Origin of the sequence: Bacteroides clarus (assembly GCF_015555825.1) — a bacterium.
Classification (GTDB): domain Bacteria; phylum Bacteroidota; class Bacteroidia; order Bacteroidales; family Bacteroidaceae; genus Bacteroides; species Bacteroides clarus.
Map to the genome: position 1 here is coordinate 174,186 of NZ_JADNLF010000009.1, position 15,482 is coordinate 189,667.

Here is a 15,482-nt window from a genome sequence, read left to right on the forward strand (position 1 = left end):
ACCCATACCTTTGCACACATTTTTAGAGAAGGGAAAAACAACAGACCGGACTTTCATCATACTCCCAAAAACAAAAGCTGATTGATATGGAAATATTTTGGAACACTATCGCGCAATATAACGAAAACACCTGGTGGGCGCAGATTATCATTACCGTAGCAGGCGTCCTGCTGACCGCACTGCTATACCGCAAACCCACCGTCCGGGTAAAACGCTCCATGAAAATATATATGGTATTCCTCAACGGCTGGATAGCGTCGGTGTACTATCTGATGTACTGTGACACACGCAGTTATCACCATGTACTCGCCATCTTTTGGGGAGTAATCGCCCTGATTTGGCTATGGGATTTATTTACCGGTTACACCCCGTTCGAGCGCAATCCCAAATACCGTGTACTGGTGGGAGTACTTTATGCGATGCCCTTCCTCTACCCTCTCCTTTCGTGGGCGCGCGGCATGGAGTTCCCGATGATGACGACAACGGTGATGCCCTGCTCGGTAGCCGCCTTTACCATCGGACTGCTGCTGGCATTCTCGCGCAAAGTCAATCTGCTCGTCATCCTTTTCCTCTGCCATTGGGCGCTCATAGCCTTTTCCAAAGTGTATGTGTACAAGATACCCGAAGACCTGCTGCTGGCAAGCGCCACCGTACCCGCCATCTATCTGTTCTTCAAGAACTATGTAGCCCAAAACCTGCATAAAGAAACGAAACCGGGCGCACGCCTCATGAACTGGTTTCTGATTCTGATTTGCATCATCATCGGGGTATTCCTAAGCATCATCCTTTTCCAAGAAGTAGGAAAATAAACGAACCTGCATCGCCCGTATCCGTCCTATGGGATAAAAAAAATCATCCCGTGATATGAAATAAATCATCTCACGGGATGAATTTTTCAGTCTCGTGAGACGAATATTTTCATCCTGCAAGACGGATTTTTCATCCTACCTTATCATTTTTTCCTGCCTTGATTTGCCACGGCTTCCATCAGTTTCCTGATTTCTTCGGGGTCGCCCAGGAAGTAATCGTTCGTCAGGTTCAGTTCGTCATCAAACTCAAACACATACGGTACGGCCGTAGGCAGATTCAGATGCACAATCTCTTCATCCGACAGATGCTTCAGATGCTTGATAATGCCACGCAGGCTATTGCCATGAGCCACGACCAACAGTTCATCGGCCATCTTCAGGCTTGGGAAAATGACGCATTTCCAATACGGCATGATACGGTCAATCGTATCTTTCAGCGATTCGGTACGCGGCAGCTCCCCGTCGGGCACTTCCCGGTAACGTTCTTCAAAACGCGGGTTGCGCGGGTCGTCTTCCGCCAGCGCGTGAGGGGCGATGTCGTAACTGCGACGCCACACCAATACCTGCTCGTCTCCATACTTGGCGGCGGTCTCGGCTTTGTTCAGCCCTTGCAACTGACCGTAATGCTTTTCGTTCAGCCGCCATGACTTCTCTACCGGAATCCAATCCTGATTAAGGCGGTCGAGCACACAATTCAATGTCTTTACGGCGCGTTTCAAGTAAGACGTATACGCCTTTTGGAAGCGGAAGCCTTTCTCCGCCAGCAGTTCACCCGCCTTCAGCGCCTCGGCAACGCCCTTTTCCGTCAGGTCTACATCCGTCCATCCCGTAAAACGGTTCTCTTTATTCCATGCACTCTCGCCGTGGCGGAGTAAAACAATCTTTTTCATCTCTGATAATCTCCTTTCTGTTTCTACAAAGAACACGCATTCATCACCGCTTGTTCATATAACGGCGCATCATATACACCAATAATATCATAAATGCCACCCACACCATACTGATGACCGGCAAATAACGGTTGTACACCAACTCACCGTCCTGCGGCACGTGATTGAACTCGCAAAGTATGCAACGGCAGGCCGGATTGGCGGCATCATGCGAGAAAAAAGAAAATACCAGAATAGCCACCCCTGCCAACAACATCATCAAAGCCACCCATACCACCCACTTGCCGGCAGATGCGGAACGCGGATGTGGCGAAGCGGAATGCGCGAACTTAACCATATAGCTTACCCCTTTTATATTGTTGCGCAAAGTTCCCGCGTTTTGAGAAAATTAACAATACCTACTTTTCATCAAAAAGCATCCCAATCTCCCTATTTATAGGTAGATTTAACATCCGTAACGACACTGCGAGTTAACCGGAAATAGGGAGCCGCACCGGCAGAAAAGCCCTATAAATAGGTATTTCACCAAAGCCCGTAAAGCCTTTACTTTGCAGCGAACAAATTAATACTTTAGTCAGAATGAAGAAAACAGGTATTTTTTATGGTTCCAGTACCGGAACATGCGAAGACTTGGCTAATCAGATAGCCGATAAAATGGGAGTGGCCGCATCCGATGTATACAGCGCGGACAAGTTGAGCGCCGATTTGGTGAAAGAGTACGATTTGCTGATTTTAGGTACATCCACCTGGGGGGACGGCGAATTGCAGGATGATTGGTACGACGGCATAAAAGTATTGAAGTCGGCCGATTTGTCTTTCAAGAGTATCGCCCTGTTCGGCTGCGGCGACTCCGAATCCTATTGCGACACCTTCTGCGACGGAATGGGTATCCTGTACGAAGATTTAAAAGACAGCGGGTGCAGCTTCATCGGAAATAAGGTCGGCACGGACGGATACTCCTTCTCTTCCTCTATCGCCGTAGTAAACGGCGCCTTTGTAGGACTTGCCCTCGACGAGGTAAACGAGAGCGATAAAACCGCCGAACGCATCGACAACTGGACGGCAGAGCTTAAGAAGCATATTTAGGCATATAAAAAAACAGACCATCCGCTTACCCGAAACGGATGGTCTGTCTGCATCAAACGGATGATGCGTTTAGTGCTGACAGATGGTGCGTTTGCATGAAACGCACCATCTGTTTTGTTATCTCATCTCAAATGAACCAGCGAACATAGCAGAAGTCCTGACGGTGAGGCAGTTCCGCATTCTTCGGGAACATACGGTAAGCTACCTTGAAGCTGCCTGCGTTCTCCAACTTATGTGTCACCTGGAATGTGTAGAGGTCGCCCTCTTTCTTCACTACATTGAACGGCTCTACCGAGTAAACGTGTTGCTTACCGTCCTGAGCGGTATAAGTAGTCACCAATTCCAGACCGATGGCATCGTTCAGGCCTTTCTCGTCGATAACGTAAGTAATCGTGTATTCCTTACCGCTTTCGATGGAACCCTTAACCAGTTCTTCCGTCTTTTCGCAAGATACTACTTCGATGCTGTCCCACTTGGCGACAACCTCTTCCTTCCATGCAGCGAGTTCCTTGGCTTTGGCATAGTTGTTGGCAGCCAACGCCTTAAAGCGTTTCGCTTCTTTTGTATAGAACTTGCTATAATAGTCGTCCAGCTGACGCTTCATTGTGTAATGAGGCGCAATCTGCGCGATAGAATTCTTGATGGTTCTAATCCAGCCTTCAGAATATCCCTTCTTGTTGCGTGCATAGTACAACGGCAGGATTTCCTGTTCGAGGATGCTGTAAATGGTAGCGGCATCTAATTGGTCTTGGTATTCCTGGTTCTGGTAAGTACGTTTTTCCGTCAACGCCCAACCTGCACCTTCACGGTAGCCTTCCAACCACCATCCGTCGAGTACGGAGAAGTTTACAACACCGTTCATCAACGCCTTCTCACCGGAAGTACCGGATGCTTCGAGCGGACGTGTCGGAGTGTTCAACCAGATATCCACACCCGATACGAGGCGGCGTGCCAACTGCATATCGTAGTTTTCGAGGAAGATAATCTTACCCAGGAACTCGGGACGGCGGGAGATTTCGATGATTCTCTTAATCAATCCCTGACCTGCACCGTCGTGCGGGTGAGCCTTACCTGTAAACAGGAACTGTACCGGATAATCGGGGTTGTTCACAATCTTAGACAGACGGTCCAAGTCGGTGAACAGCAAGTGCGCGCGCTTGTAAGTAGCGAAACGACGTCCGAAACCAATCAACAGCGCATTCGGGTTAATCTTGTCCAACAGAGATACAACGCGTGAAGGGTCGCCCTGATTGTTCAACCATGTCTTGCGATATTCCTTGCGAACGTAGTCAATCAGTTTATTCTTCATGGCCATGCGCGTCTTCCATATCTCTTCGTCAGCTACATTATAGATAGCTTCCCAAATCTTAGGATTGGACTGGTCGTACCAGAAGTTCTCGTCGAAGTGCGCCGCATAAAGCTGTTTCCACTCCGTCGCGCTCCATGTGGGGAAGTGTACACCGTTCGTAACGTAACCAACGTGCATTTCTTCCGGGAAGTAACCTTTCCAGATGGGGGCAAACATTTCCTGGGAAACTTTTCCGTGCAACCAGCTTACACCGTTCACTTCCTGAGAAGTGTTGCAAGCGAAGACTGACATACAAAAGCGTTCGCCCTTGTCGCCCGGATTGTTACGGCCGAGGTCCATAAGGTCGTCCCAAGTGATACCCATTCTTGAAGGATAACCGCCCATGTACTTACCGAAGAGGCCTTCGTCGAAGTAGTCGTGACCGGCAGGAACCGGAGTGTGTACGGTGTACAAAGAAGAAGCGCGTACCAACTCGATAGCCTGGTCGTAAGTCAGACCTTCGGCCACGTAGTCGCAGATACGCTGTACGTTAATCAGCGCCGCGTGTCCTTCGTTGCAATGATATACGTCTTTCTTGATGCCCAGTTTCTTCAAAGTAAGAATACCGCCGATACCAAGCAGAATTTCCTGTTTCAGACGGTTCTCCCAGTCACCGCCATAAAGCTGGTGAGTGATGGAACGGTCGAACTCGCTGTTCATTTCATTATCCGTATCAAGCAGATAGAGTGAAACACGACCTACGTTGACTCTCCAAAGGCAAGCGTGTACGTAATAATCCAGATAAGGAACGTCTACAACAACTTGGTTGCCGTTTTCATCCAACACGCGGTCGATGGGCAACTGACCGAAGTTCTGGGCTTCGTAGTTGGCAATCTGCTGTCCGTCCATAGCCAATGTCTGAGTGAAATAGCCATAACGGTACAGGAAACCAACGGCGCACAGGTCTACGTTGCTGTCGGAAGCTTCTTTCAAATAGTCACCGGCAAGTACACCCAGACCACCGGAATATATCTTAAGCACATGATTCAAACCGTACTCCATACTGAAATATGCAACAGAAGGACGATTGCTATCAGGTTTTACATCCATGTAATTGCGGAATTTGGAATATACGTCTTCCATTCTGCGCAAGATAACCTTATCTTTAGCAAGTGCTTCAAGCTTGGCATAGCTCATACGTTCTAACAGCAGGACAGGATTCTGTCCGACTTCTTTCCAGAGAGCAGGGTCAAGGTCTTTAAACAATTCGGTAGCCTCATAATTCCATGACCACCAAATGTTACGTGCAAGTTCGGATAATTTCTCCAATTCAGCAGGGATGTGAGATTTAACGTTCACATCTTTCCAGTTTGGAGTGTTTACATTACTAACTTTAATCTTCATTGTATGATTACTTGATTGATTAATATAATAAATTCTTTTTCGGTTAAGCCAGCTGACGTTTCATCGCATTGCGCAAGGCAAGGTCGTAGGCTTCATAATAATATTGTATGAAATGCTTCCATAAAGCCTGCTCCGCCACTTGGGCGGCACGCTTACGGATTTCTTTAATTTCCGCATCGGTCTTTGTAGAGAACAAGGCTATGGTGTCCTTAATACCGTCCGCCACTTCGGAATAGTTATAGTCCGAACGGTGAAGCACCTCTACTCCATCGTTAATGCCATGCTGGTTCTTGAGGCTGTTCACCCAAAGTCCGAATCCGGCAAGGTCTGTCGTAATGGTCGGCACGTGGAAAGCCACGCTCTCCAACGGGGTATATCCCCAAGGTTCATAATAAGAAGGATAAACGCTGAGGTCTTCTCCTAACAACAAATCGTAGTAGTGCTTGTTGAGGATACCGTCTTTACCATCCTGATAGCAGGGAACGAAGATTACTTTTACCTTATCCTCAGGACGATTGCCCATACCGAGGTATTTCAGCATATCCAATACCTGGTCGTGCGTCATGTTGTGCAGCCAATGTGTGATGAAAGGTACTTCCAAAGGAGTGGTATAGTGCTCGTCTTTCTTTTTCAGACGCTGCTGCAAGTCTTCGCGGGGGTCGCCCACCCAACTGGGCACGTTGACGAAAGCCAGCACTTTCTTTTTCAGGTTCTTATCGCGGTTCAGGCGGTTCAATGATTCCAGGAATACATCGATACCTTTGTTCTTGAACTCATAACGGCCGCTGGTTCCGACAATAAGCGTATCATCATCAAACTCCTGTCCCAACAGGCAGTTTGCCACACGCAGCATGGTAGAACGTGCACGCTTACGCTTACCGGTAAAGGTAGAGCCTTTCGGAACGAAATCGTCTTCGAAACCGTTCATAAGGACTACGTCGGCAGGCTTGTCAAGCAGTTCTTTACACTCGTTATTGGTGATTTCACTTACGGTAGTGAAGCAATCCACGTAATGGGCGGCCTGCTTTTCGATGGAATGCTTGGATTCCATATTCAGCTCCTGCGCCATCTGATCGCCGTTGTAAGCGAAAAGATAATCGTATAGCGGTTTGTTGTTGCCTGCGATAGAACGGCCTATCGAGGTGGCGTGTGTGGTAAATATCGTAGCAATTTCAGGAACGGCGGTCTGCAAATAAAGCGCAGCCATACCCGTCATCCACTCATGCGCCTGGAATACAACCTTGTCCGTTTCCGTCAGGTTATACCGATAAAAGCTCTCCACAACCTTTCCTGTGGCGTAGGCAAACATCGAGGCTTCATCGTAGTCACCGTATGCGTGCAGTGAATCCACTTGATAGTGTTCCCACATTTCCGCATAAATTTCATTCTTTTGCGCAAAGAAAGGTTGGAAGTCAACCAATATGACGATAGGCTCACCCGGAATGTTCCAGCGACCTACGCGAACAGAAAGGTTATCTTTTTCAATAGCATATTTCTTCCATGCGGTACAAAGGTTATCGGACTCGATAAATAAGGGATTCTCTTTTCCTTGCCAGAAGTCCGGACCAACAAAAAATACTCTATCACGGAATTTTGTCTGCAAAGTGTTCGCTCTGGTAGACAAAACTGTATAGATACCGCCTACTTTATTACATACTTCCCAGCTCGCTTCGAAGATGTAATCGGGGGTAAGTAGTTCTTTAACCATATATGTTATAATCTCTTTATCATAATTACGGCTGCAAAAGTACACATTATTCTTTGAAAAATAGCCTTTTAATCGAAAAAACTGATTAAATGTATATAAACAATCGTTTGCATAAATGTTATAGTTAACGACAAAAGCCCGCCAATACGGGGAAACGAGAGGATTGCCACCGAAAAGAAAAAAAATGCAAGTCACAACGAAATGTAGGGAAAAAACGGAAGAAGTTACAAAAAAGCCCCGGAACTTCGCATGGATGTTCCGGGGCTTCCTGTCTTTAAAATATTCCTTATGCAGTCAGTGCGCTACCAATCAAGAAAGTCGCAGCCAGAGCTACGATAGCGTAAAGTTCGGGGAATACGGCGAGAATCAGCGTATTGCTGAATACGTCGTGTCCCTGGCCGATAGCGGCGATACCGTTGGCGCAAACCTGTCCCTGACGGATAGCGGAGAACAACGCTACCAATCCCAAAGCAATACCCGCACCCAAAATAGCGGCAGCCTGAATGGCTGTCATATCCGGAGTGAGAAGGCCGAAAATAGTCTGGAACATAAAGTAACCGGCAAAACCATACAAACCCTGAGTACCGGGAAGCGCTGTCAATACCAGGAAGTTACCGAACGCACCGTCATTCTTCTTCAATGCGCCGATAGCTGCATTACCGGCAATTGTCACACCGTAGGCGCTACCGATACCTGACAAACCAACCATCACTGCAATGCCAATATAGGCAATCAATAAATTCATTTCCATAATCTTATTCGTTTTTTATTGTTTATATTTTTATTTGTTTCTCTTAATGAAGGCCGCCCCGTTTACAGGCAACCTTATTTTCCATTTTTTAATTTTTAATTCTTAAATCTCAATTCTTAAACGGCTTGTATTCCTTACCGCCGCCTTCGTATCCGGAGTTCTTAAAGAATTCCACAAAGGTCAGACGCATGGGATGAACCATTGCGCCAAGCACGTTCATAAAGATATTGATAGCATGGCCGATAACGAATATCAGCACCATCACAATCGGTCCCGCAATGATATTATCGGGGCTCATACCTACCGCGAGGCTGTTGAACACACCCGCAAGGATACCGCCCGAAAGTCCGAGGGCAAACAGGCGTACATACGACAGTACATCACCGAGCAAGCCCGTAGCCATATTGTAGGAATCCCAGAATCCGAGTCCGATATTGAGGAATATGTTCTTTCCCGGACTGTTGTAGAGGAATATCATGGCTGCCGACACCCCGAGGATACACAAATGTACTGTACCGCCCAACGGCATAACTTCCGGCAACAGCGCTCCTACTCCGCAGGAAACCAATAATATAATCCAGCCAATCGTAGCCACGGCATACTTGAACCCGAACTGAATGCTCTGGTTTACAGCTTTCAGTACCATACCGAACAGAATCTGTACCGCACCGAGTATCAATGACAATTGGAACATATCGTTATTGTCCATGAACAAGGTTTCTTTCATCTTTTGGAAGAAAGGCAGGTTGATATCGTAGATATTCGCTCCGAAGAACGTACCAGTCAGCAATCCGCAGAAGAATGTGGATGCGGCCAATACCTGTATCAATGAAAGAATGGGTTTCATCGTCGCGCTGATATTCTTAGCCAGCAGACGATACAGGGTTGCTCCGAGGAACAGGAACAATCCGTAACCGGAGTCTCCCAAGCACAAGCCGAAGAACAGCATAAAGAAAGGTGCGAAGAACGGCGTCAAGTCCAGTTCGTTATACTTGGGCAACATATAGAGCTTGCATATCGGCTCGAACCAGGCGAAGAAACCTTTGTTATTCAGCTGGATAGGCACGTTATCGCCCGGTACGGGAGATGTAACCTCATAGTACACATGCTGCGCATCGAGCCATGCCGAAATATCTTCTGTCTTGGAAGCGGGCGCCCAGCCTTGCAGCAACATCAGTTTCTCTCCTGCCGTAGCCTCCGTATTCAGCATTACTTTGGAGAATTCCATGTCGGTGTTCACCTCTTTCAAGGCTGCACGCAACGACGGGATTTCTTTTTCAGCAAGCGCTTTCAGTTGCTCCTCGTTATCTGCCAAAGCATGTTCCGTCTCGTCACAAAGAATCTGTACGCGCTCCAATGAGTAAGGCGGCAACTTTGCCTGTTCTGCGTCCAAATCTATTTCTGCCGCATTCTTGGTTACGGTAACAAAATAGACGCGAGAGGACAGACGGCTGATAACCATCGCATTATAGGTATCTTCCCATGTTTCGTCATAATTGCCTTCCGAGCAACTGTAAAAGCCTACCGTCAGTCCGGCATCGCGCAGACGCGACAGACTTGCAGGTTCAAAATTGCCCCAAGGTTCCAGCGCAACTTTTTCTTTCTGGTAAGCTTGCAATTGCTGTTGCAATTTATTCTTTTCAGCTTGCAGCTCGTCCACCTCGTTCAGCACTTCCAAACCGCGGGCAGCCGAAGCAGGTGTTTCAGCTACCGCCGATTTGACGGGCTTCAACGCTTGCAACAGTTTCTCCGCAGCCTGCAAACGGCCGGACAAGCGAATGCTATCCTGCAACTCCGTATTGTCGGCAACGCCTTGCTGCTTTTCAGCCACATGCACTACACCGAGGTCGCGCACGCCGTTCAGGAATGCTTCGTACTCCTTATGATATACAAGGAACGTGAGCTTCTTCATTTTTGTAATCATGCTTCTGTCTCCTTCCTTTTCTCTTGGTGGGACTTCATGATTTTCTGCGACGACTTGGAGAGGTTCTCCTCGTCTTCCATAAATCGTTTGATTTTGCGCAGCGCATCCTGATAGCCCGGAATCTGTACTTTCTCAAAAAGATTCACCTTTTGGGTGGTCTTCTTACGCGCATGTTCCAATAAGTTCAGCTTGGCGACGGTAAATTCCCGTTCAATAGCCGTATGTGCCAGTTCTTTGAGCAAATGCAACCCGTCTGCATACCATTTGGGCGCATTGAACAAACTGTAAGGACGTATCTCGAAATCTACGTTTTCGAGTAACGGCACTCTTACACCGGCAATCTTCTTCACGCCAAGATGAACGTCGTTAACCTTTATCAATGAGGCATCAAACTCATTCCAAAGGGCGAACATGGCTTCATAAGCTTGGATTTCCTTTTCCAACCTCGCATCCAGCGCGGCAGCATCGGCTTTGCAGCGCTTCACTTCCATACGCAGGGCGCTCTCCTTGTTCTTAATGATAGGAAGCGTACGCACACGTACTTTCAGTTGCTTTTCCAACTGCTGGAGCGACGTTTTATTATATTGAAACTTAATAGCCACTTCGTTAGTGATTAATGATTAATGATTAATGATTAAGTGATTAGTTTTCCGCTTTAGGCCAGAATTCATCCACGAGTTCTTTCTTGATGTTCACTTCTTCCGGACGGAAATACTTACCGAACAAGCTCCAGGCTACGTCGAGCATTTCTGTGGTATCGAGGTTGACATCAATGGCCAGCAACTGGTTGGAGTAGTCCTTGGCAAAGGCAAGAGTACGTTCGTCGTAGTTCGTCAGGTCGAAACCGTTTTCAAGTTTTGTCTTGGCATTGGCGGCATCGGCATACAGACGTACGGCGGCATTCATCACCTGCGGATGGTCTTTACGGGTCTTCTTACCTGTAACGAGCTGTTTCAAACGGGACAATGAACGGAACGGGTCAACGATAACCTTACCGATGTCACTGTCACGGCGAAGGAACAACTGCCCCTCAGTGATATAACCCGTATTATCGGGCACAGCGTGCGTAATATCACCACCGGACAAGGTAGTTACGGCAATAATCGTGATGGAACCGCCGCTGGGGAACTGTACCGCTTTCTCGTAAATCTTCGCCAAATCCGAGTAAAGCGAACCGGGCATAGAGTCTTTGGACGGAATCTGGTCCATACGGTTGGACACGATAGCCAACGCATCGGCATAAGAAGTCATATCCGTAAGCAATACCAATACTTTTTCATTATTGTTTACCGCAAAATATTCGGCCGCAGTCAATGCCATATCCGGAATCAGCAGACGTTCCACAGGCGGATTTTCAGTTGTATTCATGAAGCTGACGATACGGTCGAGTGCGCCTGCATTGGAGAATACGTTTTTGAAGTACAGGTAGTCGTCATTCGTCATACCCATACCGCCGAGGATAATCTTGTCGGTTTCCGCACGCAAGGCTACATTGGCCATCACCTGATTGAAGGGCTGGTCCGGGTCTGCGAAAAACGGGATTTTCTGTCCGGACACCAAGGTATTGTTCAGGTCGATACCTGCGATACCGGTTGCAATCAGTTCGGAAGGTTGCTTACGACGCACCGGGTTCACGGACGGACCGCCGATTTCCACTTCCTGACCTTCGATAGACGGACCGCCGTCGATAGGATCACCAAAGGCGTTGAAGAAACGTCCGGCAAGCTGGTCGCTCACTTTGATTGTAGGAGCCTTGCCCAAGAACACTACCTCTGCATTCGTAGGAATACCTTCGGTACCCTCGAAAACCTGCAAAGTCACATCGTCACCGGCAATCTTAACCACCTGGGCCAACTTGCCGTTTACGGTTGCCAGCTCATCATACCCTACCCCCGTAGCTTTCAGCGAGCACGTGGCTTTCGTAATCTGAGTAATTTTAGTATATATTTTTTGAAATGCTTTTGTTGCCATCTTATTATTTATGCTTTACGTTCTTCAATCAATTCCTGCAACTGTTTGTAGAAATTGCCATACTCCTCTGATTTGAATTTCGAGTAGTTCATCTGTTTGCAGATGTTAATCATCTTCTTGAAGTAATCCATTACCTCGTTGAAGTTGTCGAACTCAAATTCCGTATGGCAGATATCAATTACCATGTTGAGAATTTCTTCCTGACGCTCCATAGGAGTTACGGCATCAATCTCGTCGAAAGCATCCTGCTGCAGGATTACAAAGTCAATCAATTCTGATTTCCAGAAGATTACGTGGTATTCCACAGGTACACCGTCATCACCCAAAATATTGATTTGTTCCGCAATTTCCTTACCGCGTTGCAGGCGGGTCTTGACTTCATTCACTTTGCCAATCCATTCACCGTTGATGCGTTTGGCTATATAATCCTCAAATTCGGGATATTCGATATATTTGGAATACGAATCAATCGGATTTACGGCAGGATAACGCTTCTTATCCGCACGGTCTTGCTCAAGAGCGTAGAAACAACGGGCTACTTTCTTGGTATTCTCGGTTACCGGTTCTTTCAAGTTACCGCCGGCAGGAGATACCGTACCGATAAACGTAATAGAGCCGGTTTCACCGTTATTCAGCTTCACGTATCCGGCACGGCCGTAGAAGTTGGAAATAATAGAAGACAAGTCCATCGGGAATGCGTCGGGACCGGGCAACTCTTCCATACGGTTGGACATCTCGCGCAATGCCTGAGCCCAACGGGAAGTAGAGTCGGCCATCAACAATACTTTCAGTCCCATACTTCGGTAGTATTCCGCAATCGTCATGGCTGTGTACACAGATGCTTCACGGGCGGCTACCGGCATGTTGGAAGTATTGGCGATAATAATAGTACGCTCCATCAATTTACGGCCTGTATGCGGGTCAACCAGTTCGGGGAATTCCGTAAAAATTTCCACAACCTCATTGGCACGTTCACCACAAGCGGCGATGATTACAATGTCAGCTTCAGCCTGTTTGGAGATAGCATGCTGAAGCACCGTCTTACCCGTACCGAACGGACCGGGGATAAATCCCGTACCACCTTCTACAATCGGATTAACGGTATCAATCACACGTACACCCGTTTCCAACAATTTGAAAGGACGCGGCTTTTCCTTATAGTTCGTCATGGCACGTTTCACAGGCCATTTCTGAATCATATTCACCTTGACATCATTACCTTCCTCGTCAGTCAAAACGGCAATTGTATCCTCAATACCGTAATCGCCCTCTTCCACGATAGACTTCACGGTACATACACCCTTTTGCTCGAAAGGAACCATAATCTTCAGTGGCTGAAAGTTCTCATCCACTTGTCCCAGCCATGCAGCGGCTTCCACTTGGTCGCCAACCTTTGCCAAAGGTACAAAATGCCATTTACTTCCTTTATCCAACGGATACGTATATTGTCCGCGCTTCAGGAAAACGCCATCCATTTTATCAAGGTCATTTTGCAGACCGTCATAGTTTTTAGAAAGCATACCGGGACCTAATGTCACTTCGAGCATATGTCCGGTAAACTCAGCTTCGGCTCCCACCTTCAGTCCACGGGTGCTTTCAAACACCTGTACATAGACCTGAGTGCCTACCACTTTAATAACCTCCGCCATCAATCTGTCTCCGCCGGTCGAGATATAACAAATCTCATTCTGTGCCACGGGGCCGTCAACGACGAGGGTTACCATGTTGGCTATTACGCCACTAACAGTTCCTTTTGTTGCCATATAATTATGTAATTTATTTTATCTGAATTCTGCGGGTATCTGCACTTCATCCTTCAATGTAGCGATAATACTACGGAACAGCTGACTACCCTTTTCTTTATCCAATGCAATCCAACGCTCTATCATTTCGAGCTGTAACAGGAATACGAACAGACGTTCCACTGTGAAATAGTCAAAGAAAGTAGTTTCTTCCATCCAATTCCACCGTAATTGGTCTATCTTTTTCTCCCGTTCCACCAGTTCTTCCGTCTCACTGATTTTCACCAGCTGTTCCAGCCACTCCACTTCACCGCTTAATCCGAAATCTCGAGCACCGGATGTGCGCAGAGCTTCACAAACTTCCGTATCTCCCACTATCAACGGAGCTACATCCATTTTAAACTTCCTTGCCGTCAGCGCGACCAATACATTATTAATCACAAGATTAAAACCGAACCATGCAGATACAAACTTATTTTTGCATTCCATGGCATAGGCATAATAAAGTGCCGCCAAACGATCTTCATGCAAAAATTCATCTTCAACGGATAAGCTGAAATATTCGGAAATAAAAGTAGACAGATAAGACGGGAACACGCGATCAGCCAACTCACCGCCTTCTTTCAGCAATGAGATATACTCAGCTAATTCTTCCGCCGAATAGTTTCCCCGCTTATCAATCGCAGCGTCTTTATCTTTCAATAATTTCAAGACATTTGCATTGTCGAATTGAAGATAAAACAAGTCTATCAACTTTTTATCATCCTCAGACAAAGCCGGATACAATTCCGTCTTGAAATCAGCTACCGTATAGCTCAATTTGCTATCCTCTAAAGTAAGTTCTGGCAAACCGGCTACCAAGTAATAATATTTACTCATAATCCTGTGGGGAATTAAAACAGCATTTCCACTAATTGCGGACGCAGGAATTCTTTGAAGTAATTCATAAACTCTTCTTCACCAAAGTTCACTTTGTAAGAACCGTCCGCCGGCGAGACAGAGAAAAGAGTCTTGTTTCCATTTACTTGCTCAATCTTTACACCCTTATCCAATAAAGCTTTTGCTTGAGCGGTGAAGTACTTTTTCAAATCGTCCGCATCCGATGTAGAGATCACAATAGGTTCATTGGCACTCCATTTAGACGCTAATGCTACAATAAAAGCGTTAAGGAAATCTTTATTTGCGGCAAAAGCTTTCACATCAGCATTTACAATCTTGTCCGTTACCAAAGTAGCGATTTCAGATTTCAAGGCATTCACAGCCTGACCGGCAAACAGTTTTAACTCTGATTTGGTATTCTCCGCCAACTCATCGGCAGACTTACGCGCGGTAGCCACAATAGAGTCAGCCTCTTTCTGCGCATTCTCTACAATTTTCTTGGCTTCTTCCTGAGCTTTTAAGATAAGCTTTTGGGCTTCTTCATTACCTTTTTCCACCCCTTCACGATAAATCTTATCAGTTAGCTCTTGAATCTTGTTTTCCATATTTTACAGGAGTTATTATATGATTGATTACAATATTAATTGCATGATTTTTCTCAGTCCTTATTAGATTCACGCCAAAATTACGAAAAAGCATTTGATATCAAACAAGAAGAATGAAATAAAAGTAACCCATTTTCCTAAAAAACATCGTTTTTCACCAATTTTGTTCTGTAAAGATAACGATAAGATAACAAGGAAAGAAGAAATAAAGGCTATCCCCGGAGAACCACCGTATGAAAATCCCCCTAGAGAAGTCCCCTCAATGGGGATACATTCCGGCAACCCCGTTCCCAAAGGGACAAAAACAATAAAGCCCCCGTATCCTTCTATCGATACGGGGGCTTCTCTAAAAAAACGGCGACTACCTACTCTCCCACTGTTACGCAGTACCATCGGCGTGACTGAGCTTAACTTCTCTGTTCGGA

The 15,482-nt window shown here is 46.6% G+C and carries 14 protein-coding genes; 2 read left to right on the plus strand and 12 right to left on the minus strand.

All coding sequences use genetic code 11. The annotated features are described in order from the left end of the window. Positions 1-86 precede the first annotated feature (86 nt). Positions 87-809: a DUF6064 family protein gene (locus I2F54_RS11470; RefSeq protein WP_022217916.1), complete on the plus strand. Its 723-nt coding sequence runs from the start codon at positions 87-89 to the stop codon at positions 807-809. Positions 810-952: 143 nt separating this feature from the next. Here the strand turns inward: I2F54_RS11470 and gpmA are convergent, their stop codons facing one another. Then, complete coding sequence (gene gpmA, locus I2F54_RS11475; RefSeq protein WP_195501277.1) at positions 953-1,699, minus strand: 2,3-diphosphoglycerate-dependent phosphoglycerate mutase; 747 nt, start codon at positions 1,697-1,699, stop codon at positions 953-955. 43 nt (positions 1,700-1,742) lie between these two features. Next, positions 1,743-2,036 (minus strand): hypothetical protein, encoded by a 294-nt coding sequence (locus I2F54_RS11480; protein WP_009123317.1) that lies wholly within the window; start codon positions 2,034-2,036, stop codon positions 1,743-1,745. Between the two features lie 242 nt (positions 2,037-2,278). Between I2F54_RS11480 and fldA the strand changes: the two genes are divergently transcribed. Continuing rightward, positions 2,279-2,785, plus strand: a complete 507-nt coding sequence (gene fldA / locus I2F54_RS11485; protein WP_009123316.1) for a flavodoxin FldA — start codon at positions 2,279-2,281, stop codon at positions 2,783-2,785. Positions 2,786-2,912: 127 nt separating this feature from the next. Here the strand turns inward: fldA and I2F54_RS11490 are convergent, their stop codons facing one another. The 10 genes from I2F54_RS11490 to I2F54_RS11535 form a co-directional block, all read right to left on the minus strand. Beyond that, complete coding sequence (locus I2F54_RS11490; protein ID WP_009123315.1) at positions 2,913-5,477, minus strand: glycosyltransferase family 1 protein; 2,565 nt, start codon at positions 5,475-5,477, stop codon at positions 2,913-2,915. A gap of 43 nt (positions 5,478-5,520) precedes the next feature. Further along, the gene (locus I2F54_RS11495; RefSeq protein WP_195501278.1) at positions 5,521-7,185 is read right to left on the minus strand and encodes a glycogen/starch synthase; all 1,665 of its coding nucleotides are present in this window, start codon (positions 7,183-7,185) and stop codon (positions 5,521-5,523) included. A 286-nt stretch (positions 7,186-7,471) separates the two neighbouring features. Beyond that, a complete protein-coding gene (locus tag I2F54_RS11500) occupies positions 7,472-7,936 on the minus strand; it encodes a V-type ATP synthase subunit K (RefSeq protein ID WP_009123313.1) in 465 nt (154 codons plus the stop codon). Positions 7,937-8,045: 109 nt separating this feature from the next. After that, positions 8,046-9,860 carry a V-type ATP synthase subunit I gene (locus I2F54_RS11505; RefSeq protein WP_195501279.1) on the minus strand — a complete coding sequence of 605 codons (1,815 nt, stop codon included), beginning with the start codon at positions 9,858-9,860 and terminating at the stop codon, positions 8,046-8,048. Continuing rightward, complete coding sequence (locus I2F54_RS11510) at positions 9,857-10,462, minus strand: V-type ATP synthase subunit D (RefSeq protein ID WP_004291183.1); 606 nt, start codon at positions 10,460-10,462, stop codon at positions 9,857-9,859. Before I2F54_RS11510 ends, I2F54_RS11505 begins: the two co-directional genes overlap by 4 nt. A gap of 40 nt (positions 10,463-10,502) precedes the next feature. Next, a complete protein-coding gene (locus tag I2F54_RS11515; protein ID WP_009123311.1) occupies positions 10,503-11,831 on the minus strand; it encodes a V-type ATP synthase subunit B in 1,329 nt (442 codons plus the stop codon). Between the two features lie 8 nt (positions 11,832-11,839). Further along, positions 11,840-13,594, minus strand: coding sequence for a V-type ATP synthase subunit A (locus tag I2F54_RS11520; RefSeq protein WP_009123310.1), 1,755 nt, complete (start codon positions 13,592-13,594; stop codon positions 11,840-11,842). An 18-nt stretch (positions 13,595-13,612) separates the two neighbouring features. Further along, positions 13,613-14,452 carry a DUF2764 domain-containing protein gene (locus I2F54_RS11525; protein ID WP_195501280.1) on the minus strand — a complete coding sequence of 280 codons (840 nt, stop codon included), beginning with the start codon at positions 14,450-14,452 and terminating at the stop codon, positions 13,613-13,615. 14 nt (positions 14,453-14,466) lie between these two features. Continuing rightward, positions 14,467-15,057: a hypothetical protein gene (locus I2F54_RS11530; RefSeq protein ID WP_087412030.1), complete on the minus strand. Its 591-nt coding sequence runs from the start codon at positions 15,055-15,057 to the stop codon at positions 14,467-14,469. A 69-nt stretch (positions 15,058-15,126) separates the two neighbouring features. Further along, on the minus strand, positions 15,127-15,482 hold a 356-nt coding region (locus I2F54_RS11535; RefSeq protein ID WP_229097174.1), incomplete at its 5' end, for a hypothetical protein.

Excerpts from the sequence above, each read along its gene's own strand:
- I2F54_RS11490 (WP_009123315.1), bottom strand. The coding sequence starts at position 5,477 with ATGAAGATTAAAGTTAGTAATGTAAACACTCCAAACTGGAAAGATGTG.
- I2F54_RS11515 (WP_009123311.1), bottom strand. The coding sequence starts at position 11,831 with ATGGCAACAAAAGCATTTCAAAAAATATATACTAAAATTACTCAGATT.
- I2F54_RS11500 (WP_009123313.1), bottom strand. The coding sequence starts at position 7,936 with ATGGAAATGAATTTATTGATTGCCTATATTGGCATTGCAGTGATGGTT.
- I2F54_RS11525 (WP_195501280.1), bottom strand. The coding sequence starts at position 14,452 with ATGAGTAAATATTATTACTTGGTAGCCGGTTTGCCAGAACTTACTTTA.
- I2F54_RS11495 (WP_195501278.1), bottom strand. The coding sequence starts at position 7,185 with ATGGTTAAAGAACTACTTACCCCCGATTACATCTTCGAAGCGAGCTGG.
- gpmA (WP_195501277.1), bottom strand. The coding sequence starts at position 1,699 with ATGAAAAAGATTGTTTTACTCCGCCACGGCGAGAGTGCATGGAATAAA.
- I2F54_RS11520 (WP_009123310.1), bottom strand. The coding sequence starts at position 13,594 with ATGGCAACAAAAGGAACTGTTAGTGGCGTAATAGCCAACATGGTAACC.
- I2F54_RS11480 (WP_009123317.1), bottom strand. The coding sequence starts at position 2,036 with ATGGTTAAGTTCGCGCATTCCGCTTCGCCACATCCGCGTTCCGCATCT.
- I2F54_RS11505 (WP_195501279.1), bottom strand. The coding sequence starts at position 9,860 with ATGATTACAAAAATGAAGAAGCTCACGTTCCTTGTATATCATAAGGAG.
- I2F54_RS11530 (WP_087412030.1), bottom strand. The coding sequence starts at position 15,057 with ATGGAAAACAAGATTCAAGAGCTAACTGATAAGATTTATCGTGAAGGG.
- fldA (WP_009123316.1), top strand. The coding sequence starts at position 2,279 with ATGAAGAAAACAGGTATTTTTTATGGTTCCAGTACCGGAACATGCGAA.
- I2F54_RS11470 (WP_022217916.1), top strand. The coding sequence starts at position 87 with ATGGAAATATTTTGGAACACTATCGCGCAATATAACGAAAACACCTGG.